15 protein-coding genes are annotated in these 22,009 nt (G+C 70.7%); 8 read left to right on the top strand and 7 right to left on the bottom strand.

The genetic code is table 11. The features are described 5' to 3' along the window. Positions 1–21 precede the first annotated feature (21 nt). The 4 genes from NMN56_RS17340 to NMN56_RS17325 are packed head-to-tail and all read left to right on the top strand — an operon-like array spanning position 22 to position 9,851. Positions 22–3,465 carry a non-ribosomal peptide synthetase gene (locus NMN56_RS17340; RefSeq protein ID WP_274045289.1) on the top strand — a complete coding sequence of 1,148 codons (3,444 nt, stop codon included), beginning with the start codon at positions 22–24 and terminating at the stop codon, positions 3,463–3,465. 4 nt (positions 3,466–3,469) lie between these two features. Then, the gene (locus NMN56_RS17335; RefSeq protein ID WP_274045290.1) at positions 3,470–5,044 is read left to right on the top strand and encodes a GMC family oxidoreductase; all 1,575 of its coding nucleotides are present in this window, start codon (positions 3,470–3,472) and stop codon (positions 5,042–5,044) included. After that, positions 5,026–5,850, top strand: a complete 825-nt coding sequence (locus NMN56_RS17330) for a thioesterase II family protein (protein ID WP_274045291.1) — start codon at positions 5,026–5,028, stop codon at positions 5,848–5,850. The genes NMN56_RS17335 and NMN56_RS17330 overlap by 19 nt, the downstream gene beginning before the upstream one ends. After that, on the top strand, positions 5,847–9,851 hold the full coding sequence (locus NMN56_RS17325; RefSeq protein ID WP_274045292.1) for a non-ribosomal peptide synthetase: 4,005 nt from the start codon (positions 5,847–5,849) through the stop codon (positions 9,849–9,851). The genes NMN56_RS17330 and NMN56_RS17325 overlap by 4 nt, the downstream gene beginning before the upstream one ends. A gap of 41 nt (positions 9,852–9,892) precedes the next feature. Here NMN56_RS17325 and NMN56_RS17320 read toward each other — a convergent pair whose 3' ends face one another. Genes NMN56_RS17320 through NMN56_RS17310 form a run of 3 tightly spaced genes read right to left on the bottom strand, consistent with a single transcriptional unit; the run spans position 9,893 to position 12,619 of the window. After that, positions 9,893–10,756, bottom strand: a complete 864-nt coding sequence (locus tag NMN56_RS17320; RefSeq protein WP_274045294.1) for an ABC transporter permease — start codon at positions 10,754–10,756, stop codon at positions 9,893–9,895. Positions 10,757–10,773: 17 nt separating this feature from the next. Further along, the gene (locus tag NMN56_RS17315) at positions 10,774–11,634 is read right to left on the bottom strand and encodes an ABC transporter permease (protein WP_274045296.1); all 861 of its coding nucleotides are present in this window, start codon (positions 11,632–11,634) and stop codon (positions 10,774–10,776) included. Next, positions 11,627–12,619 carry an ABC transporter ATP-binding protein gene (locus NMN56_RS17310; protein WP_274045297.1) on the bottom strand — a complete coding sequence of 331 codons (993 nt, stop codon included), beginning with the start codon at positions 12,617–12,619 and terminating at the stop codon, positions 11,627–11,629. The genes NMN56_RS17315 and NMN56_RS17310 overlap by 8 nt, the downstream gene beginning before the upstream one ends. 176 nt (positions 12,620–12,795) lie before the next feature. Between NMN56_RS17310 and NMN56_RS17305 the strand changes: the two genes are divergently transcribed. Next, complete coding sequence (locus tag NMN56_RS17305; RefSeq protein WP_280842848.1) at positions 12,796–13,494, top strand: TetR/AcrR family transcriptional regulator; 699 nt, start codon at positions 12,796–12,798, stop codon at positions 13,492–13,494. Between the two features lie 61 nt (positions 13,495–13,555). On the opposite strand, the gene NMN56_RS17300 is transcribed toward NMN56_RS17305, so the two are convergent. The 3 genes from NMN56_RS17300 to NMN56_RS17290 are packed head-to-tail and all read right to left on the bottom strand — an operon-like array spanning position 13,556 to position 16,788. Beyond that, a complete protein-coding gene (locus NMN56_RS17300; protein ID WP_274045299.1) occupies positions 13,556–14,752 on the bottom strand; it encodes a macrolide family glycosyltransferase in 1,197 nt (398 codons plus the stop codon). Between the two features lie 13 nt (positions 14,753–14,765). Next, entirely contained in the window at positions 14,766–15,551 is a 786-nt protein-coding gene (locus tag NMN56_RS17295; RefSeq protein WP_274045300.1) for a class I SAM-dependent methyltransferase, read from the bottom strand. Between the two features lie 58 nt (positions 15,552–15,609). Further along, positions 15,610–16,788 carry an FAD-dependent oxidoreductase gene (locus NMN56_RS17290; RefSeq protein WP_274045301.1) on the bottom strand — a complete coding sequence of 393 codons (1,179 nt, stop codon included), beginning with the start codon at positions 16,786–16,788 and terminating at the stop codon, positions 15,610–15,612. Positions 16,789–17,164: 376 nt separating this feature from the next. On the opposite strand from NMN56_RS17290, the gene NMN56_RS17285 reads away from it, so the two are divergent. From NMN56_RS17285 to NMN56_RS17275, 3 genes are all read left to right on the top strand, one after another. Beyond that, complete coding sequence (locus NMN56_RS17285) at positions 17,165–18,862, top strand: SagB family peptide dehydrogenase (protein WP_274045302.1); 1,698 nt, start codon at positions 17,165–17,167, stop codon at positions 18,860–18,862. 227 nt (positions 18,863–19,089) lie between these two features. After that, entirely contained in the window at positions 19,090–20,598 is a 1,509-nt protein-coding gene (locus NMN56_RS17280; protein ID WP_274045303.1) for a vanadium-dependent haloperoxidase, read from the top strand. A gap of 222 nt (positions 20,599–20,820) precedes the next feature. Beyond that, positions 20,821–21,195 carry a DoxX family protein gene (locus NMN56_RS17275; RefSeq protein ID WP_274045304.1) on the top strand — a complete coding sequence of 125 codons (375 nt, stop codon included), beginning with the start codon at positions 20,821–20,823 and terminating at the stop codon, positions 21,193–21,195. A gap of 7 nt (positions 21,196–21,202) precedes the next feature. On the opposite strand, the gene NMN56_RS17270 is transcribed toward NMN56_RS17275, so the two are convergent. Beyond that, positions 21,203–21,946 carry a helix-turn-helix domain-containing protein gene (locus NMN56_RS17270; protein WP_274045305.1) on the bottom strand — a complete coding sequence of 248 codons (744 nt, stop codon included), beginning with the start codon at positions 21,944–21,946 and terminating at the stop codon, positions 21,203–21,205. Positions 21,947–22,009 lie beyond the last annotated feature (63 nt).

Below are 22,009 nucleotides of genomic sequence, written 5' to 3'. Positions count from 1 at the left end.
ACGGAGGAGGACCGATCCACGGTGATCCAGGACCTGCTTGGCGAACTGCGCCTGCGAGGCATCAAACTGCGCCTGACCGACGGCCGGCTGGACGTGGTCGCACCGAACGGCGCGCTGACCGCGCGGCTGAAGGACGAGCTGCGCGAACGGCGCGACGAACTGATAGCGATGCTGCGGGGCGCCACAGCGGGCCCCGCGCCCGCGGCCCTCGTGCCCCGCCCGGCGGAGCGCCACGAGCCCTTCCCGCTGACCGACATCCAGCACGCCTACTGGGTGGGCCGCGGCTCCGCTGTCGAACTGGGCGGAGTGTCCACCCACATCTACTTCGAACTCGAACGCGAGGGGCTCGACCCGGACCGGCTGGAGACCAGTCTCCGTGCGGTCATCGCCCGCCATGACATGCTGCGCGCGATCATCCTCAACGACGGCAGGCAGCGCGTCCTGGCGGAAGTCCCGCCGTACGAACTGTGCGTGGCCGACCTGCGCGGGCTGAGCCCGGAGAAGCAGGAGCAGGAGATCCTGCGCAGCCGCGAGGAGATGGACCACCAGGTGCTCCGCGCCGACCGCTGGCCGCTGTTCGACATCCGGGCCTCCCGGATCGACGACGAACTGCTGCGGCTGCACGTCAGCCTCGACACCCTCATCCTCGACGGGTACAGCATGTACCTGCTCTTCCAGGACTGGCGCCGTTTCTACGAGGATCCCGCCTGGTCGCCCGATCCGCTGGACGTCTCGTACCGGGACCATGTGCTGGCCGAGGCGGCGGAGCAGGAGGGCAGCCGCTACCGCGCCGCCGAGCGGTACTGGCTCGACCGGTTGCCCGGACTGCCGCCGCCGCCCGCCCTGCCGCTCGCCGTGCGGCCCGCACTGGTGGGGCGCCCGGAGTTCGGCCACCGCGCCGGGAGGCTTCCGGCCGCGCGGTGGACCGCCGTGAAGGAGTTCGCGCGGCAGTTCGGTGTGACTCCCTCCAGCGTGCTCCTGACCGCGTACGCCGACGTGCTGCGGACCTGGTCCAGCGAGCCGGACTTCACCCTCGACCTGACCCTGTTCAACCGGCCGCAGACCCACCCGCAACTGGCCGAGCTGATCGGCGACTTCACCTCGGTGACGCTCCTCGCGGTGACGGCCTGCCCAGGCGAGGCGTTCGTGGAGCGCGTACGGCGGCTCCAGGGGCAGTTCCTGCGGGACCTGGAACACTCCGAGTTCAGCGGTGTGCGGGTGCTGCGCGAGCGCGCCCGCCGCGAAGGCGGCGGCCCCGGCGCCTCGATGCCGGTGGTCTTCACCAGTGCGCTGGTGCTGGGCAACGGCGGCGAAGGTCCCTCGGAGGGCATCCGGTTCTTCGGCGAGGAGCGGTACGGCATCACCCAGACCCCGCAGGTCTGGCTGGACCACCAGGTGACCGAGGAGCGCGGCGACCTGCTGTTCAACTGGGACGCCGTGGAGGCGCTGTTCCCCGCCGGTCTGCTGGACGACATGTTCGCCGCTTACTGCGCCTCCCTCGACCGGCTCGCCGACGAGGCCGGGGCGTGGACAGGACCGGAGGAGCGCTCCGCCCTGCCCGCCTGGCAGCGGGATGAGCGCCGGGCCGCCAACGACACGGATACGTACATCCCCGCACGCACACTCGGTGAACTGGTCTCCGCGCGGGCCCGCGCCCGTCCCGACGCCACCGCCGTCGTCGACGAGGAAGGCGCGCACAGCTACCGCGACGTGCTGGCGGCTGCGGGCCGGCTGGCGCGGCGGCTGGTCGAACTGGGCGCCGCACGCGACACGTTGATCGGCGTCGTACTCGACAAGGGCGTGGACCAGATCGTCGCCGTACTCGGTGTCGCCCTCTCGGGCGCCGCGTATCTGCCGCTCAGCCCGGACTGGCCGGCGGCGCGGCGGCACCAGCTGCTGGTGCGCGGCGAGGCGGGGATCGTGGTGACGGCACCAGGACACCGCGACACCCTCGACTGGCCGGAGGGCGTCCACCTGGTCACCTCCGCCGACCCCGAGGTGACCGGGGCCGAGGCCACGCCCCCGGAGGTGGACGTCCGGCCTGACGACCTGGCCTACGTCATCTTCACGTCCGGATCGACCGGCAGGCCCAAGGGCGTGATGATCGACCACCGGGCCGCCGCCAACACGCTCCAGGACATGAACGAGCGTTTCTCCGTCGGCCCCGACGACCGGGTGCTCGCGCTGTCGGCGCTGAGCTTCGACCTCTCGGTCTACGACGTGTTCGGCGCCCTCGCGGCCGGAGCCGCCGTGGTCGTCCCGACCCGTGGTCGCGAACACGACCCGTCGCACTGGGACGACCTGGTACGGCGGCACGGAGTCACCGTCTGGAACTCGGTCCCCGCGCTGATGCAGGTGTGGACCGACGCGTGCGCCTCGGCGGCAGCGGAGGGCCGCGGCGAGAGCGTGAACGCGTCGGATCTGCGCCTGGTGCTGCTCAGCGGCGACTGGATCCCGGTGACCCTCCCCGACCAGGTGCGGGCACAGCATCCCGGGGCGCTCGTGGTGAGCCTGGGAGGTGCGACGGAGGCGTCCATCTGGTCGGTGCACCACGCGATCGGGGACGTGCCGCCGGAGTGGTCCCGCATTCCGTACGGCAAGCCCCTCGCGAACCAGACCCTGCACGTGTACGACAAGCACTTCGCGCCCTGCCCGGTGTGGACCACGGGGGAGATCTGCATCGGAGGTGCGGGCGTGGCCCGGGGTTACTGGGCCGACCCGGAGCTGAGCGCCGCCCAGTTCGTCGAGCACCCGGTGACCGGCGAGCGGCTGTACCGCACAGGTGACCTCGGCCGCTACCTGCCGGGAGGCGACATCGACTTCCTCGGCCGCGTGGACTTCCAGGTGAAGCTCAACGGGTACCGGATCGAACTCGGCGAGATCGAGGCGGCGTTGCGTTCGCTTCCCGGCGTCGGCGGCGCCCTGGCGGGAGTGGAGACCAACCCGGCGACCGGCAGGCGTCAACTCGTCGCCCATCTGCTGCCGGGGGACCGGGAGGAGACCCCCTCGTCCGGGGCCCGTGACGACGCGGCGGCCCGTGCGGGCGCCGGCGTGGATGTGGCGGCCGTACGCTCCGCCGTCGGCGAACTGCTGCCGGACTACATGGTCCCGCACCACTTCCTCGTCATCGACGCGGTGCCGCTCAGCGCCAACGGCAAGGTCGACCGCGGTGCCCTGCCCGTCCCCTGGGCCGAGCTGGCCCCTGAGGAACAGGTCGCCCCGCGCGACGGGTTGGAGAGCCGGCTGATGCGGATGTGGACGGCGGCGCTGGAGCGCGACGACTTCGGCGTCGACGACAACTTCTTCGAGCTGGGCGGCGACTCGCTGCACGCCGTACGCATCCTGACGATGATCCGCCGGGACATCGGGCTCGATGAGGACATGGAAGACGACCTGGGGCTCCTCTTCGAGTTCCCCACGATCGCCGAACTCGCCGAACGGCTCAGCACCGGAACGGGGGCATGACGCCATGGCAACCACCTCCCGGAGAACGGACCGTGAGGCGGGCGGGGAAGAAGGGCACTGGGACGAGGTGATCGTCGGGGCGGGCTCCGCCGGCGCGACTCTCGCCGGGCGGCTGGCCGAGGACCCGGGGCGCCGCGTGCTCCTCCTGGAAGCCGGGGGCGACGGCCACGGCGACGGGCCCGGCTCGCCCGACCGTCCCGTGCTGTCCGGCGCGAACTGGGACTACTCGGCCTACGTGGGCAGGGAGGCGGAGGACGGGCGCCGCTACCCCTACGCGGTGGGCAGGACCCTCGGAGGTTCCTCCGCCGTCAACGGCGCCCTCGCCCTGCGCGGGCTGCCCGGCGACTTCGACGCCTGGGCGGCGGCCGGGAACCCCTCCTGGTCGTGGGAGCGGGTGCTCCCGTACTTCGTCCGCATGGAGTCCGACGGCGACTTCGGCGTACCCGAACACGGAGGCGAAGGACCGCTGCCCGTCCGCAGGCAGGGCAAGGACGACCTCGGTCCCCTCTCCCACGGCTTCCTGCGTGCCTGCGAGGACCTCGGTGTGCCGACGGTGCCTGATCTCAACGCGGCCGACTGCACCGTCGGAGCGGGACCCGTCCCCCGGAACGAGGCGGGCGGACGCCGGGTGTCCACGGCCGACGCGTACCTCGACCCCGCCCGGCACCGGTCCCCTCTCACCGTCAGCCCTCACCACCGGGTGCTCCGCGTCCTGTTCGACGGCGACAGGGCCGTGGGTGTCGAGGCCGAGCGGGACGGGCACCTCGTCCGCGTCCGCGCCGACCGCGTCACGCTGTCGGCGGGAGCCATCGGCACCCCCACCGTTCTGCTGCGTTCGGGCATCGGTCCGGCCGACGACCTCCTGCGACTCGGTATCCGCCCCGTCGCCGATCTGCCCGGGGTCGGCGCGCACCTCATGGAACACCCCCTCGTCGCGCTGTGGGCCCTCCCGGCCCCCGGCGGCTGCCTGCGGGGCGAGGCCATGCACCAGGTCCTGGCACGGGTGGCGAGCACGGACGGTCCCCCGGACCTGAACCTCACCCTCGTCAACAACGTCACCGGCCTCGACGTGCCCGTGATGCGCGGAGTCCTCAGCGGGCGGACCGCGTTCTCGCTGCACGCCTCGCTGCTGACACCCCGCTCACGGGGCCGGGTCACCCTGCGGACCGCGGCACCTGACACCGACCCCGTGATCGAGCTGGGACTGGCCACCGACCCCGGGGACGTGGAGCGGCTGATGGCCGGAACGCGGATGCTGTGGCGGATGCTCAAGGGCGGTCGGCTCGCGCCGCTGCTGGAGCGCGTCTTCCTCTGGACCGACCGCACGGTGGAGGACGACGCCATGCTGCGCCGCGCCGTCACCACGTTCGTCTGCCCCTCCTGGCACCCCGCCGGCACCGCCGTGATGGGCCCGGCCTCCCGGCGCGCCGCGGTGGTGGACGAGCGCTTCCGGGTGCACTCCGTGAGCGGTCTGCGCGTCGTGGACGCGTCCGTGATGCCGACGATGCCGAGCGCTCCGACCAACCTCAGCTGCGTCATGCTCGGAGAGAGGGCCGCTTCGTGGACCCCGCAACCCTGAACCGCCCCGCCCCCCGCCGTGCGGGGTCCCGCGCCCCGTCGGACGACTGGTGCGTACGCTGGGCCGCTGCCCAGGACGCGCCCGTACGGCTGTTCTGCCTGCCGCACACCGGAGGCGGCGCCGCGCTCTACCGGGACTGGGCCCGGCGGCTCGCCCCGGACGTCGATGTCGTCTCCATCCGGCTGCCCGGCCGCGAGAAGCGCTTCCGGGAGACGCCGTACCGCCGCCTCGACGACCTCGTCGAGGCGCTGGCCGAGGCCGTGGAGCCGCTGCTTGACCGGCCGTACGCCTGGTTCGGGCACAGTATGGGCGCCCTGGTCGCGTACGAGATGTGCCGGGCGGCGCGCGGCCTGGGACAACGGGAGCCCGAGCGGCTGCTGGTCTCGGGCCGCCGTGCCCCGCACCTGCCCTCCCGGCAGCGGCGGGTCCATGACGCGCCGGACGACGCTCTCGTGGCACACCTGCGGGAGCTGAACGGGACCCCGGCGGAGGTGCTCGACAGCTCCGCAGCGCTGGGGGCGCTGCTGCCCATGATGCGTGCCGACTTCGCCGTGTCCGAGACCTACCACTGGAGGGCCGGCCCTCCGCTGACGTGCCCGGTCCTTGTGCTCGGCGGCCGGGACGACGCCCTGGCGGCCCCCGGCGAACTGGCGGCCTGGCGGGAGTACTCGACCGGCGACTGTGAGGTGCGCCTGTTCGACGGCGGACATTTCTTCCTGCACGAGGAGTCCCGCGAGCAGGTACTGACGACCCTGGCGGCCGGACTGCCGGGGCGGGACATCGCACTGACCGGGAGGCAGCAGTGACCACGCACGACCTTTCCCCGACCCGCCCCGCGTCCGCGCCCGGCGAAGCGGAGTTCCCGCTGACCGACCTCCAGGCCGCCTACCTGGTCGGGTCGAGCCCGCTGATGGAACTCGGCGGCTTCCGCCCGAACCTCTACACCGAGATCGACCTCGTGGACTTCGATCCTGAGGCCGCGCGCCACGCCATCGACCTGCTGATCGCCCGGCACGAGCACCTGCGGACCGTGATGACCGAGGAGGGGGTCCAGCGGGTGCTCACACCCCCGGAGGTCACGCCCTTCAGGCTGCGGGTGGTGGACCTGACCGGGCTGCCGGCGCCGGAGCAGGAGGAGGCGATCGGCCGTACCAGGGAACGGATGCGTGACGGAGGCCCGGAACCTACCGGTTGGCCCCTCTTCGAGGTCACGGCCCACCGGCTGCGGCGGCACAGGACCCGGGTCCACTTCGCGATGAGTCTGCTGCTGCTCGACTCGACGAGCACCCGCCGGCTCCAGGAGGAGTGGTGGGAGCTGTACCGCGACCCGACGGCCGGCCTCCCGCCGGTGGGCCGCACGTTCCGCGAGTGCGTCGTGGCCCGTGCGGCGGAGGAGGACACGGAGGACCACCGCAAGCAGTGGCGCTACTGGGAGGACCGGCTCGACTCGCTGCCGCTCGCTCCCCGGCTGCCGCTCGCCCGGCCGTCCGGCGGTATCGAGTCCGCCACCCTTACCCGGCGCACCTGCGTGCTGAGCGCAGAGCAGTGGCAGCGGCTGCGGGCGAACTTCCGCGCGCACCGCGTGCTGCCGACCACCGGGCTGCTGCACGTGTACGCGGAGGTGCTGGGGTCCTGGGCCACCGCACCGCACTTCTGCCTCAATGTCCTGCACCAGAACTGGGTGGTCAGGCACCCCGAAGCCGAAGGCGTCGTCGGACAGTTCAGCGCGACCCTGCCCCTGGAGGTTGACCTGCGCCAGGACGACGACTTCTTCGCGCGGGCCGCACGGCTGCAGCGCCGGCTGTGGAAGGACCTGGCGCACTCCGACGTGAGCGCGGTCCGGGTCACGCGCGAGCTGGCGGCACGCCGTGGCTGGACCTCGCGCGCCGCCCTGCCGTACGTCTTCAACAGCATGCTGGGCCCCGGCACACGGAAGACCGGCGGACGGGGCGTGTGCCGTACGGTCCACTCCGCGCTGCGTACGCCCCAGGTGCTGATCGACCAGCAGGTCAAGGACGCGCCCGGAGGCGGGATCGAATGCGTGTGGGACACCGTCGACGAGGCGTTCCCCGAGGGGTTGCCCGACGCGATGTTCGCGGCGTACCGGAGCCTGCTGGAGTCGCTGGCGGCGCCGGGCGGTGACAGGACGCGCCCCGCGCACCCCGCGCCGGCGCACCGCGATCTGGTGGAGGCGCTGAACAGGCCGGCCGGCCCCGCTCCCACCGGTCGCCTGGAGGACGGATTCCTCGCCGCGGCGGCCCGGTGGCCCGAGCGCCCGGCCGTGGTGACGGCGGACCGCACGGTGACGTACGGGGAACTGGAGCGTGTCTCCCGGTCCGTCGCGGTGTGGCTGCGGGACCACGGAGTCGGCGGCGGCGACGTGGTGCCCGTCCTCATGGACAAGGGCTGGGAGCAGGTCGCGGCCGTGCTCGGTGTCCTGCGGGCGGGGGCCGCCTACTGTCCCGTGTCGGTGACGCTGCCGGCCGAGCGCGTCACCCGCCTCATCGGGGCCGGATCGGCCCGCGTGGTGCTGTGCCAGTCCCACCGGATGCCCGCGCCGGAACTGCTCGGCGCGCTCCCGGTGCTGAGCGTCGATCGGACCCGCCCCACCGACGAGGCGCCGGAGCCTCCGGCGAACGGCCCCGGTGAGCTGGCCTACATCATGTACACCTCGGGCTCGACCGGTTCCCCCAAGGGGGTCATGATCGAGCACGCCGCCGCGCTGAACACGGTCCTCGACATCAACCGGCGCGTGCGACTCGGCCCGGACGACCGGGTGTTCGGCATCTCGTCGCTCAGCTTCGACCTGTCGGTCTGGGACGTCTTCGGCACCCTGGGAACCGGTGCGGCGCTCGTGCTCCCGGCCGCCTGCGAGCACCCCGACCCCGAGATGTGGGCCGACACGGCGTTCGCCCTCGGGGCCACCGTCTGGAACTCCGTTCCTGCGCTCGCCGAGATGCTGGTCGAGGTCCTCGCCCAGCGCGGCAGCGGGGTACCGCCCGTGCGGGTCTTCCTGCTGAGCGGCGACTGGATACCGCTCTCGCTGCCCGACCGGCTGCGGGCACTCCGCTCCGAGGTGCGGGTGCTGGCACTCGGCGGTGCCACCGAGGCGTCCATCTGGTCCAACTTCTTCGAGGTCGGCACCGTCGATCCCGGCTGGCGCAGCATCCCGTACGGCAAGCCGCTCGACGGGCAGACCATGCGCGTGCTCGACCACACCATGGAGGTCAGGCCCGCCTGGGCCACGGGCCGTGTCTACATCGGCGGCGCCGGTGTCGCCCGCGGGTACGCCCATGATCCCGGGCGGACGGACGAGCGTTTCCTGCGTCATCCGCGCACCGGCGAACGCCTCTACTGGACAGGTGACCTGGGCCGCTACTGGCCCGACGGGACCATCGAGTTCCTCGGCCGCGAGGACCGGCAGGTCCAGATCCAGGGCTTCCGGGTCGAGCCGGGCGAGGTGGAGGCCGCGGTGCGCAGCCACCCCTCCGTCGAGGAGTGCGTGGTGTGCACGGCCGCCTCGCCCGACGGCCGGGCCCGGCTGGTGGCGCTGGTGGTCGGGCGCGCGGGCAGCGAGGTCGGTGCCGGGGAGGTGGAACGGCATCTCCGCGAGCTGCTGCCGTCCTACATGGTGCCTGGCCGGCTCCGGGTGGCGGAGCGGCTGCCGGTGACCTCCAACGGCAAGGTCGACCTGGACCGGGTGCGGGAGATGCTGGCGGAACCCGCGGGGGAACCGTCGGGGGAGGACCGGGCCGACGACAAGACGGCGCGCCGGCTGGGAGAGCTGTGGGCCGAGTTGCTGGGTGTGGACTCCGTCGGGCCGGACAGCGACTTCTTCTCCCTGGGCGGCAACTCGCTGCTCGCCCTGCGGCTCGTGAACCGCACACGGTCGGAGCTGGGGGCGGAGGTCGAGTTCGGCCGGATCTTCGAGTCGCCGACGCTGAGTGCTTTCGCCGCGGCCGTCCAGGACGGTACGCGCGCCGCGGCCTGCGCGGTGACGCTCTCCACGGGCCCGGCGGAGGGCGCCGGTCCGGGGCTCTTCCTCTTCCACCCCGTGGGCGGATCGGTCACCAGCTATCTCGAACTCGCCCGTGCCTGGCCGGGCCCCGTGCACGCCTTCCAGAGCCGGATGCTCGTCCAGGGTGGCGAAGCGCCGGGCGAGGCCGACCTGGTCGCCATGGCGGCTTCCTACCGGCAGGAGCTGCTGGAGCTGTCGCCCGTGGGCCCGTACATGCTCGGTGGCTGGTCGATGGGCGGGGTGCTGGCCTACGAGGTGGCGCGGCAACTCGCCGCCGAGGGGCACACGTGCCGGGTCTTCATGATCGACAGTCTGGTCGCCGAGAACCGTGCGCCGCTGACCCCGCAAGAGGGGTACGTGGAGTTCCTGGGGGACCTCGCCGGAGGACTTCCGCCCGCCGAACTGGTGACCGCGGTACGCGCCGCGGAAGCGGACGGGCTCGCGGCTGTGGCCAGGGCGTCCGCTGTCGGGCATGGACTCCTCCCTTCGGAGATCGGTCTCGTGGAGTTCGAACGGCTCTCGCGGACGCACACCCACAACCTCAGGCTGCTGGGCGGCTACCGCCCCGGGCCCAGTGAGGTACCCGCACTGCTCTTCGCCGCGGGCACCGGGCGGGACGGTACGGGGGAGGGCTGGCGGGCCGTGTGCCCGGCGATCGAGGTGGAGGTCCGTGCGGGTGACCACTACTCGATCGTCTCTGCCGATGGCCTCCGGGCCATCGCCGAACGCGTCGTCCGGTGGCTTGCCGTCACGGGGGAAAACCGGCGAAGCGTGGTGGACGGGGAATGAACCCGGTTCGGCGACGACCCGGAGGGGCGTGAGGGCCGGTGTCAGTACCGGCCGAGGGTGCCGCGGCGCCGTGCGACCCGCTCCAGGCGGCCGAAGAGGACCACGCCGGCCGCTACGAGCAGGAGGGGCTGGAGGAGCACCCACCACAGCCCCCAGCCGGTCGGCAGGTTCGTCAGCGAGTGCCCGCCCAGCAGGATGTCGCGGGTCGCCTCGATGCCCGGGGCGATCGGCAGGATGAGCCGGCTGAGGAAGGCGGTGACGTCCGGCATCTTGTCGAGGGGGACGAAGGTTCCCCCGGCGATGAACCAGATGGCGATCGAGAACTGGGTGATGATCTCGATCCGCTTGTAGACCAGGGTCAGTCCGCACAGGACCAGTGCGAATCCGCAGGTGCCCAGGACCATCGCGGCCAGGGGTACCAGGATCTGCACGTCGAAGGGCGTGTTCCCGCCCCGCGCCTCGATCGTGATCACGCCGACGAGGAGGACGGACAGCGCGCTCGGCAGGGCCGAGACGACGGCGGCGACCTGCCGCCCGAGGACGAGCACCCAGGAGGGCATCGGGGTGAGGTAGGTCTGCTCCAGGACCCCCGACTGGAGGTCGCCGAGGTAGCTCCAGAAGACGCGGTTCACCTGTTCGTGGATGAACGTGAGCGCGACCATGCCGAGCAGCCCCGGCACGAGCAGGTCGTCCTTGAGCTGTCCGCGCCCCATGAACAGGACGAGGAGCAGGTAGAAGAGCGGAAAGGTGATCATCTGCACGAGGACTTCGCGCCAGCCGGCCCGCAGGCCCAGCAGGCCCTTGTGCACCTCGTTGACGAACCCGTTCAGATAGGTGGAGGCGTGCGGGCGTTCCGCGATGGCGGCCGGAGCGGAGCGATCGGCAGTCGGAGTGAGCGTTGTCATGGTGGGTCCCCGCCGTTTCAGTACTGGCCGAGCCGGCCGTCGCGCACGGCTCTGCGCTGGTTTCGGGTGAAGAGCCAACCTCCGAAGACGATGAGCGCCACGGTGTAGGCGAGCAGCCACGCCAGCGTCCCGTCCGACCAGATGTCCCCGAGCGACTCGTCGCGGAAGAGCATCTTCGAGGTGGCCTCCACCGCGAGTGTCGTCGGCAGGAGACGCGCCACCACCGCGAGCCAGTCCGGGTAGAGGGAGAGCGGCATCATCGAGCCGTTCAGCAGGATCACCAGCGAGGTGAACAGCGAGTGCAGGGCACCGACCATGGGCGAGCGGAGGGCGACGGCCGCCAGCACGAAGGTGAATGCCAGGACGTTGACGACCACCAGCGCGTACGGCACCAGTGCCCCGGCCCGCAGCGGGATCGTCACATCGGCCACGAGCATCGGTACCAGCGTGGCGACAACGGCCACCGTCATGCCGATCAGGGACGCGGTGACCAGCCGTCCGAGCATGATCAGTGAGGGCGGGGCCGGTGACATGTGGCTCTGCGCGTACGTCCCGCCGCGCTTCTCCTCCACGAGGTCCGCCACCATCACCAGGCTGGCGTACTGGAGGAACCAGTAGCCGCTGATGCCGACCAGCGTCTCGGGGAGCAGGTCCCTGCGGAGTGAGCCCTGGCCCATCACGTACTGCATGCCCAGGTACAGGACGGTGCTGACGACGAGCGTGATGATGTGGCCGAGGGGGTGGGACAGCTGCGCGAGCAGTCCCTTGCGGACCTCGGCGCTCATCATGCGCAGTCCGCTGCCCGGGGTCAGCTTCCAGTCGGCCCGGACCGAAGGGCCGAGCTCTTCCGTGGTGGTGGCGGTCGCGACGCTAGTCATGGGCGGGCGCCTTGATGAGACCCATGAAGACGTCTTCGAGGTCGGGCTGCACCTGGGCGAGCGACTGCACCACGGCACGCCGGTCGCGGAGCCGGTCGACGAGCGCGTAGACCTCCTGCGGATCGCTGACGCGGCCGGAGATGGTCGTCGTGCCCTCGTGGGCCTTGGCGGTGAAGCCGTCAGGTAACGCCTCGTCCGGGAGGTCGCCCTCGATACGGACCTCGTACTTGTCCCGCTCACGGAACTGGGAGAGCAGTTCCTCGGTCCGCAGGTCGGCGATGACCTTGCCTTCCCGGATCACGGCCACCCGGTCGCACAGTTCCTCCACCACGTTCATCTGGTGGGTGGTGAGCAGAACCGTCTTGCCCCGGTCCCGGGAGAGGGTGCGGACCCACTCCATGACCGTGCGGGTCGCCTCGACGTCCAGGCCGATCGTCGGCTCGTCCAGAAGCACGATGGGCGGGTCGGCGATCAGCGCCGCCGCCACCGCGACCTTCTGCTGCATGCCGCGGGAGTAGCCGCCGACGCTCTCTGAACGGCGTTCCCACAGGCCCAGGCCCTTGAGCAGTTCCTCGGCCCGGGAACGGGCCTCGGCGGTGCGCATGCCCTTCAGCCGGCCGAAGTAGAGCAGGTTCTGCCAGGCGGAGAGGTTCCAGTAGACGTTGCGTGAGCCCTCCAGCACGGCGCCGAACTGCTGCATGGCGGCTGAGCGCCGGCGGGTCACGTCGTAACCGTTGAGCAGTGTGTGGCCGGAGGTGGCGGCCAGCAGCCCGGCAAGGATCTTGATCGTGGTGGTCTTGCCGGCGCCGTTGGGCCCCAGGAAGCCGAAGACCGTTCCCGCCGGGACCGAAAGCGACACGTCATCGACGGACTTGGTCTCCGACGAGCCGTAGATCTTCGTGAGTCCGCTGATCTCGATCGCGGGCGTCGCCGAGGCCGCGCCGGGCCGCTCGTGGCTGGATGGTGCCTGGGTTTGTGTACTCACATTCGCACCTTCATCGTCGTGTAAACACCACACCGAAACGAGAACACCATTCACTTTGCAGACGTTGTACTCTGTTGTCAAGCATGTTCTCGTAGCATGCTGGTCGCAGGTCGCAGCCCGACGGAATGGACGAGCGGATGTCATCGAACTGGCGTGAGAAGAGGCGAGCCTCCGCCGTGGGAGAGATCAAGGACGTGGCCAGGCAGCTTCTGGTGAAGGGCGGCCCGCAGGCCGTCTCGTTGCGTGCCATCTCCCGGGAGATGGGGATGACCCCGTCGGCGCTCTACCGGTACTTCCCGAGCCTGGACGCGCTGCTGGCCGGGGTGCGCAGCGACCTCTTCGAGGAGCTGGGCGAGGCCACCATGGAGGCGCGCGACAGCGTGCCTGGCGATGATCCGCTGGCCCGTCTGATGGCGATGGCGCGTGCTTTCCGGACCTGGGGGCTGGCACACCGGGCGGAGTTCGGGCTGATGCTCGGTCCGCCACCGCCGGGAGTCGAAGGAGGGCCTGAGCCGCAGGAGCCTGACTACGCACCGGCGTGCGTGGGGGTCGCGTTCCTCGGCGAGATCGCGGAGCTGAACCGGCGTGGAGGGCTGCGGACCCCGTCCGTCGATCTCATCGAGGACCGGCTGGCGCCCGGCCTGCGGGAGTACCTGACGGGGCAGGAAGGTCTCGAACTCCCCGTGATCTTCGCGTTTCTGGCCGCGTGGGCGCGGCTCTACGGCATCATCGCGATGGAGATCTTCGGCCATATGGCCTGGGCGGTGACCGACAGCGCGGCCCTGTTCGAGACCGAGCTGATCAACTTCGCCCAGCAGCTCTCGGGGTCCGAGTACGACAGACAGCTCGCGGGCAGCGACCTCGACGGTTCCTGAACCGGTCCAGCGGGGTCCAGGAGCCGCCGAGGAGGGGCCGCCGGCGGATTCCGGCGGCTCCTTACACCCGCGAGGGCACGCTGTCGTCGATGTGGGACAGGATCTCGTCGACCGCCCTGACGACCCCGCCCGACTCGTGGATGTGCGCCTGCAGGTCCCGCGTCGCGCTCATCGCCGACTCGTCGTCCGCGATGTCCAGCACGGCGGACCTGAGCCGCTCCGCCGATGTCGCGTCCCGGCCGATGACCCGTGCGACGCCGAAGTCCGCGAGCTGCTGCGCCAGTCCGTCGGCAGCGGCCAGCTGAGGCAGCACGACCATCGGGGTGCCGGTGTACAGCGCCTGCATGACCGTGCCGGTCCCGCCGGAACAGACCGTGAGCCGGGCGTGCTCCAGTACGGACTGGAACGGAATCCAGCTGTGCGCCTCGACGTTCGGCGGCAGCGGGCCCACGTCCGCCGGTTCCACGCCGGGGCCCAGTGCGAGCACCACGTGCCAGGGCAGCCCCTCGAACGCCTTCAGGCACATCCGGAAGAACTCCGGCTGGTGGTTGAAGCTGGTGCCGAGCGACACCAGACACACCGGCAGGCCGCTCGCCGGGGGCCGCCAGTCCCCACCGGCGGTCTTCGACGGGAAGCAGGGGCCGACGAAGCGGAACTTCTCGTCGGTCTCCGCGTCGATGTGCCCGAACCTGCTCGGATAGAAGACCAGTTTGAGCGCGTCGGGGTCCCCCTTCATCTGATGGAAGGCTCTGTCCTGATCGACGCCGTACGTGTGCGCGTACCGCCGCATCTCGGCCTTCAGCTCCGCGTAGGCCACGTCGCCGATGGCGAACGGGGTGACGTGCTGGCTGACACAGCCCACCGGGAAGAGGCGCACCGCGGGCACCCGCCACTTCTCCGTGAGCAGTTCCCCGGTCCAGCGGACGAACAGGTCGTACGCCACGGCGTCGGGGCGGTCGTCCGCGAAGTACGCGTCGAACACCGGTGTGGTGGCGACGGCCTCGCGGATCGAACCGAGCAGGACCTTGGTCAGCCAGTTGCCCGTACCGGGCGGGAAGTCCCGGTGGATGTCGATGGTGGACTCGTACGGGATGACGGTCGCACCCGCCGAGGCGACATCCTCGGCGAACAGTTCGGTGGCCGGGTAGCTCACCCGGTGCCCGCGTCGGACCAGTTCTTCCACCACGGCGAGCGACGGTGCCAGATGCCCGGGAGCCGGGGCGTTGAAGAAGGCGATATGGCGGCTGCGGCTTGACATGGAGAAACCTCCTTCAGGCACGCCGGCCACGTATGGAGACGAACTCGTGACTGCGGACGACCATGTCCGGGTTGTGCATCAGATCCGTGAGGAAGAGGTCGATGTCGGCGGCCGGAACACCCGCCTCGACCATGGCGTCCCGCTTCTGGCTGACGTTGTTCTCGAACAGGCGGCAGCCGTGGCCGCCACCCGTCCAGCTCTCGAAGTGCCAGCGGGTGCGCACCGCCGTGAGCCCGGCGTCGAGCATCGTCCGGTGGACCTCGTGTCCCCAACTGCCGTGTGTGTGCCGGGCGGTCATCACGTCGTACAGACCGTCCAGGACGCGCCGGAACGCCTCGGCGTGCCTCTCGCTCGGCGCTGACACCACCCGCGGGGCCGAGCGGACGAACTCTCCCAGCAGCAGCCACCCACCCGGCTTCAGGGAGCCGGCCAGCTGGTGCACGAACTCCACCCGGTTCTCCAGGTGATGCGTCAGCAGCCGCGCGTGGACGAGGTCGAACGGGCCCGGAGCCAGGAGCGGTTCCCCCTTGCTCAGGTCCTGCGTGTGGACGTCGATGTTCGGACCCGTGGGGGTCATATGGGTGTCCTGGTCGATGGCGTCGACGTGCCCGGTCTCACCCGCGAGTTCGGACAGCATCCGCGTCACCGAGCCGCCGCCGGCGCCGAGATCGAGGTACCGCGCTCCGGAGCCCGGCGCGATCTCGCCGAGTTCCGCGCGGGTGAACGGGTCGAGGAACTGCTCAAGAGGGCTCAGCTGGGCGGGCACGTTGTGGAAGACGTAGTCGGCGATGTTGGTCATGGTTTCCTCTGCGGTGGTCGGGTCCGGTGGGGGCGGCACGCCGTGTGGCGGGCCGTGCTCAGGGGGTGTAGCTGAACAGCTCCTTGTCCCGGTAGGTCTCCTCGCGGCGCTTCATCGACCTGATCAGCACGTCGCGGACCTGGCCCACGAGGGGACTGGTGGTGTGCCCCAGCCGTGCGATCAGCCGGGAGTGACGGACGATCTTGTTGGCACGCCGCGACCTGACCCGCCCGTAGTGGCGCAGGGCGGCCGGCACGTCGTGCTCCGTGAGCAGGTCGGCCAGGCTGGCGACGTCCTCCAGCGCCATGTTGGCGCCCTGCCCGAGCACCGGTCCGATCGGATGCGCGGCATCGCCCAGCAGCACGAGCCTGCCGGTGTGCCACCGCTTCAGCGGCTCACAGTCGTGGACGTCGGTGACGACGAGGTCTTCCGGCGCGCAGGACGTGACGGTCTCCGCCAGGGGAGCGGACCACTCACCCCACAGATCCAGCAGATCGGCCCTGGCCTGTTCCGTGTCCTTGGCCGGCCAGCTGTGCTCGTCGGCGTTGACGGTGGCCGTCCAGAACAGGCGCGTGTCGTCGAACGCCTCGGCGAAGAAGTGGCCGCCGGGCCCGACGAAGACGAAGCCGTCCCCGTGCACGGCGGGCCTCTTGGAGATGCCGCGGATGGAGGTGAAACCGAGGTAGCGCGGGGGCACTTCGCCCGCGACCAGCGTGCGCAGCGTGGAGCGCACACCGTCAGCGCCGACCACCAGGTCGCCGGAGAGCGAACGTCCGTCGGCCAGCCGGACGGTCGCGGTCCCTCCGGAGCTGGACGCCTCGACGACCGTTGCCTGGTGATGGACCGTCGCCGAGGTCGGTCCCGGACGCCGTACCGCCTCGGCCAGAATCTGGTGGAGGTCGGCCCGGAGAATGCCGATCATCGGCGCTCCCCATTTGGCTTGGAAGTTCCCGACCTCACGGCTCTTCAGGAGCTTGCCGTTCCATGTCTTGATCGGCATGTCGGTTGCGTGTTGGTCGCTTGACCATCCGGCGCTCCGTACCGCGGCACCCAGTTGAGGGCTGATATGGTCCACCGATTTCACGCCGTTGGGTGTCAGCTCGATACCGGAGCCGGTATTTCCGAAACTCTTCGCGCGTTCGAACACCTCGGTGGTTATGCCGCGTTCGCGCAGAGCGACGGCGAGAGCGAGACCGCCTATCCCTCCGCCGGCGACGAGTACCTTGATCGACTTCATGCCTGAGTCTCCAGAGCTGGTGTCCCCGCCCCTCGGGGAGGAAGCGGGGAGGGCTGTCTGCTGCCACGTTCACCGGCACCGGGCACGAGCGCGCGAAAGGGCGGCCTGTCGACCCCGGATGTCCCCCCGGTGGCGTTCGCCTGGACTTTCCGACGTTCGCGTTTTACCCGTGGTCGCCTTTTTTGGGGAGATGCCACTGCCAAGTGCTTTAGTGAGCAGTTTTGCACGGCTGGGTTACCGCGGGGAATATCCTAAATTGCTGTTCTTTCCGCGGGCGGAAGTCTTGTGGCTAAGGCAACCACACGTCTATCGTCACAATTTGACGTACTGCCGAATACCGCTGCTGGTATACGCGAAACCAAGGACGGATGACGGAATGGCGAAAGTGATCGAAATGGTAGGAGCGGAGGACGGCACTCTCTCCTGGCGTTCCCTGCATGTTGCCGCCGACGACGACGAGACGGCCGTGGAGCGGCTGTTGTCGGCGGCCGTCGCGCCCTGGGCCGCCGACACCACGGCCGCGAGCTGGTTTCTGGAGCGTGCGGGCAAGGCGGGGGACGAGCTGCGCGTCCATGTCCTGGAAGCGGACGGTCGCGACATGTCGGCACTGAGGGAGGCGATACGGTCCGCCGGGTGGCCGGGAAAGGGCGGCTCGCCGGCCGCGGTGTCGGAGTTCCCCTACGAGCCGGACACGGCCCGGTTCGGCGGCGCCGACGGATTCGCCGTGTGCGCACGGCACTTCGGGGATGCCGCGCGGACAGCTCTCGCGGCGATCCGGTCGTCGCCTTCCCGGGAGCAGCGGCTGCGCGCCGCTGCTTCCCTGCTGCTCGCCTCGGCCCTGGCGGTCGCGCCCGAACCGAAGGACGCGGTCCAGTGGCTGCGCGGTCACGCCTCCTCGCTGGCCCGTGTCACGGACGTCGCCGCGGCGCGGAGCCGGGCGGAGGAGGACCACTTCCGTAACGAGGCCGAGTGGCGGCACCGGCACGCCGCCACGCGCGCGCGGCTCACCCGGCCCACCACCACGGTCGGCGCCTGGCACCAACTGCAGTGCGCCGTCCGCACGTCGCTGGCCCGGCTGGAGGAGGCGGGGAGGCTCTGTCTGGCGACCGCGGACGTTCACCGTGCCCTCTCCGGCCTGCTGTGCGAGCAACTCGGCCTGGACGCACAGGACACGGCGTACACGGCGTGGCTGGTGTCCATGGACCTCGTCTCGCCGGGGCCGCGGGAGCCGTACTTCGCCGACTCTCCCGCCGCCTGCGACCGGCTCCTGCACGAGAACGGCAAGTTCTTCGGCGCCCGCCTCATGGACCAGCGTCCCGACATGGCCGGCGCGACGCAGGAAGGACGCCAGGAGCTGCCCGCGGCGCTGGCCCGCTTCGCGCTCACCCGCCCCGGAGGGCCGGCCCCGGAGGCGCCGGGGTTCGAGGAGGTGCTCCTCGCCCGGCGCAGCACGTACGGCACGTACGAAGGGCCCTTCTCCGTCGAGGAGTTGAGCGCCCTGCTGTACTTCTCCGCGGGCGTGACCGCGGAGAAGACGATGCCGGGCGCCGACAGCTCCTACCCGGTCAGGCCGTATCCCAGCGGAGGCACGCGCTACCCCCTGCGCACCCTGCTGTACTGCCATGACATCGCGGGCCTCGCCCGGGGCGTCCACCTGTACGACCCCCTGGAGCACGCCCTCGACCAGCTGGACGACCGTGACATCAGTGCGGAGCTGATGCGGATGGCGCCCGCCACCGACCCGCGGGTGGCCTTCCCGCCCAAGGCGGGCGGAAAGCTGCACGTCGACGCATGCCCGCTGTGGGTCTTCACGGTCGCGGACCTGACCTTCCAGCGTCTCCACTACGGCCTGCGCTCCTATCGTCTCGTCCTTCAGGAGAGCGGTCACCTGGCGCAGAACCTGGCTCTCGTCGGGACGTGGCTGGGGAAGTCCTCGGTGGGGATCGGCGGCTTCTACGACGACACGGTGAACGAGGTGCTGGCGCTGGACGGGGTGAACTCGTCCGTCGTCTACGTCCATCTCGTCGGCGTGGTACGACCGCCTCGCGCTGACGGAACTGTCGCGCACGTCTGACCGTCCGGCGTGAGCAGACTTTACTATATGCTAACTCTAGTGTCACCCTCTTGCGGGGGAGTCGGCACGCCCGGCGTACCGGCGGGGGGAGAGAAGCCGTGTGCGCCGGGCGTACCGCGTTCCGTGGCGAGCAATCGAGGAGGCGACAGCGCGAGCTGGCTCTGTGATGGTCGGCGCTCAGCCGTCGTGACGGGCATGTCGTCACGGCTCTCAGGGGGAGGCCCTACATGAAGCAGTCAGACACTTCGCTCAGACAGGGAACGCCGAGACGTTCCATGCTCTTCGGGATCGCCTCGGGTGCCGGCGCCCTCGCGGTCGGCGGCGTCGGTCTCGCGGCACCCGCGACGGCCGCACCGGGTGCCAGGCCCCGCGAGGGCTTCGACTTCGACACGGGCAACGCTCCCCTGGAGGTCTTCGGCCCCGTGTCAGCCGATCCGGTGCGGGCCGAGATCCACCCGAGCGACGCCACGCTGATCATCCGGTTCTCGAACCTCATGGCACACGCCTGGTTCGACGCCATCGCGCCGTACCACCCGACAGCGGTGGGGATCCACTCGGAGCTCGGGCGGCGGCCCGCGAGCGAGGCGAAGACCAACAGGAACAAGAACATCGCGCTGCTGTACGCCAGTTACCGCATGTACAGCACGCTCCTGCCCATGTACGAGGACGTGTGGCGTACGTCCATGGAGTCGGTGGGCATGAACCCCGACGACGAGCGGGAGGACACCCGTACGCCCGTCGGGATCGGGAACCTCGCCGCCAAGAACGTGCTCAAGAACCGTATGCACGACGGGATGAACCAACTCGGCGACCACGGCGGACGCGAGCACAACCGGCAGCCGTTCGAGGACTACACCGGGTACCAGCCGGTGAACACCGCCTACAAGCTGCGCAATCCGTCGCGCTGGCAGCCGCGCATCGCGACCAAGGGCGGCGGGATCTTCCACGTCCAGCAGTTCGTGACCCCCCAGCTCCAGCACGTGAGGCCCTACTCGTACTCCGACCCGGGCGCTTTCCGCGTCCCGGAGCCCAGGGCGAGTGACCACCACAACCGCAGGGCGTACAAGGCACAGGCCGACGAGGTCCTCGCCGCCTCGGCACGTCTGACGGACGAGCAGAAGACGAAGTGCGAGATGTTCGACAACAAGTTCGTGAGCCTCGGCTCCGCCGTCGGCTCCGCGGCGGAGGGCGCCGATCTGGACGGCTGGGTCCATCTGCACACCGTCGCGGACACCGCCACCTTCGATGCCAGCATCGCGGCCTGGTACGGCAAGAACGTCTACGACACCGTCCGCCCGTTCACCGCGATCCGCCATCTGTACGGCGACCGGCCGGTGCGGGCGTGGGGCGGACCGGGCAAGGGGACCGTCAGGCTGCCGGCCAGCCACTGGCAGAGCTATCTGGGGACCCCCGACCACCCGGAGTACCCCTCGGGTTCCACCGCGCTCTGCGCAGCGGAGGCGCGGGCGGTGAGCAGCTTCCTCGGCACGGACGCCATCAGGATCCGTGTCACGCGTGCCAAGGGCTCGTCCGTGGTGGAGCCGGGCGTCACGCCCCACGAGGACACGGTGCTCAGCTGGGACAACTGGACCGACTGGCGGCGCGACTGCGGTCTCAGCAGGTTCTGGGGCGGGGTGCACTTCATGGCGGCGGTCGAGGAGTCCTGGGACATGGGGCGCAAGGTCGGCGACAGCGCCTTCGCCTTCGTCCGCAAGCACATCGACGGCGAGGTGTGACAACCCGCCGTGGATGACAGGCAACCGCAACCGGAGTGCCCGGCCGACGCGTCGTCGGCCGGGCACTCCGGCTCCGCTCCGGCTCCGGGAGGGGGTGATCGAGACCCCTCCCCGCGGCTTGGCGACCCAAGGCCCCGCGACCGGCCACGTGCCCGCAGCGCCCGCCAACGCCGCCGCTCCTGAACCCCGTTCGACACCTGGAAAGCAGAGGAAGTCACTGCCATGAACGTAACCCTGTGGATCGTCGCGGGAGTTCTCGCCCTTCCCTTCGCCGGGCTGGGCCTGATGAAGGTGGCGCAGTCCAAGGAGACCCTGGCGGCAGGCAGTATGACCTGGGCCGAGGACTTCTCCCCCGGAGTGCTGAAGGCGATCGGCGCGGTGGAGGTCCTCGCCGCCGTCGGACTGATCCTCCCCGCGGTGTTCGACATCGCCCCGGTCCTGGTCCCGCTGGCCGCGACGGGGCTCGCCGTCACGATGGTCGGCGCCGGAGTCGTCCACATCCGCCGCAACGAGCCCTCGAACGTCGTGGTCAACGTCGTGCTGCTGGCGCTGGCCCTGTTCGTCGCCTGGGGCCGCTTCGGGCCCCACAGCTTCTGACGCCGGCTCAGGACGCGTGGGCGGACCACTCCACGGGTGAGAACAGGATGGGAGGGTTCGCCCAGTTGAGGGGACGCAGGGTGACCCGGACCCCGAGGTCCGCCCCCGGTCCGACGGCGACAGGGCCGGCCGAGCCGGAGAGCAGGGGGCGGGCCGGCGCCGTCATGTCGCCGGGCCGGGCGCTCTGTGCCATCGCGTGTATGTACCAGTCACCAGGCGGAACCCGTCCGATGTGGAATCCGCCCGGCCGTGCGAGGGCGGTGTGGGCCGCCGGGGGGCCCTCCAGGATGGGGCTTTCGAACACGCCGATGTAGATGCCGGAGCCGGTGACGTCGGGGCCTTCCACCCGGCCGGAGACCGTCCCCTCGGTGCGCGTCCCCGCGTCGCCCGCGACGAGCGACATCCGGGGAGCGGCGGCGGGCGGCTCGCCGCCCGGGGAGCTGTTCCGGTACTGCGTCGGTGAGCAGCCGACGGACGCGCTGAAGCGCCGTGTGAAACTGCCGGTGCTGCCGTAGCCGACCTGCGCTCCGATATCGCTCACATTGAGCGACGTCGTCAGCAGCAGGATCTTCGCCTCGTGAATCCTCACCGCGCTCAGGAAGCGGCCTGGCGTCACGCCTGTGATGCGCCGGAACGTGCGCAGGAAGTGGAATTTGCTCACCATGGCACAGCTCGAAAGCTCGTCCAGGGTGAGGGGCTCGGAGTATTTCTCGCGTATCGTTTTCACGGCGCACTGAATTGCGTGTTCCATTGCGCTCCCTAGTGCAATGATCCGATCCGGAGGACACCGCGCAGCACGACGTGTCGCGCGTAG

Source organism: Streptomyces iconiensis (genome assembly GCF_028657195.3).
GTDB classification, from domain to species: domain Bacteria; phylum Actinomycetota; class Actinomycetes; order Streptomycetales; family Streptomycetaceae; genus Streptomyces; species Streptomyces iconiensis.
The sequence above is the reverse complement of the archived record's forward strand: the minus strand, read 5'-3'. Positions and strand labels throughout refer to the sequence as shown.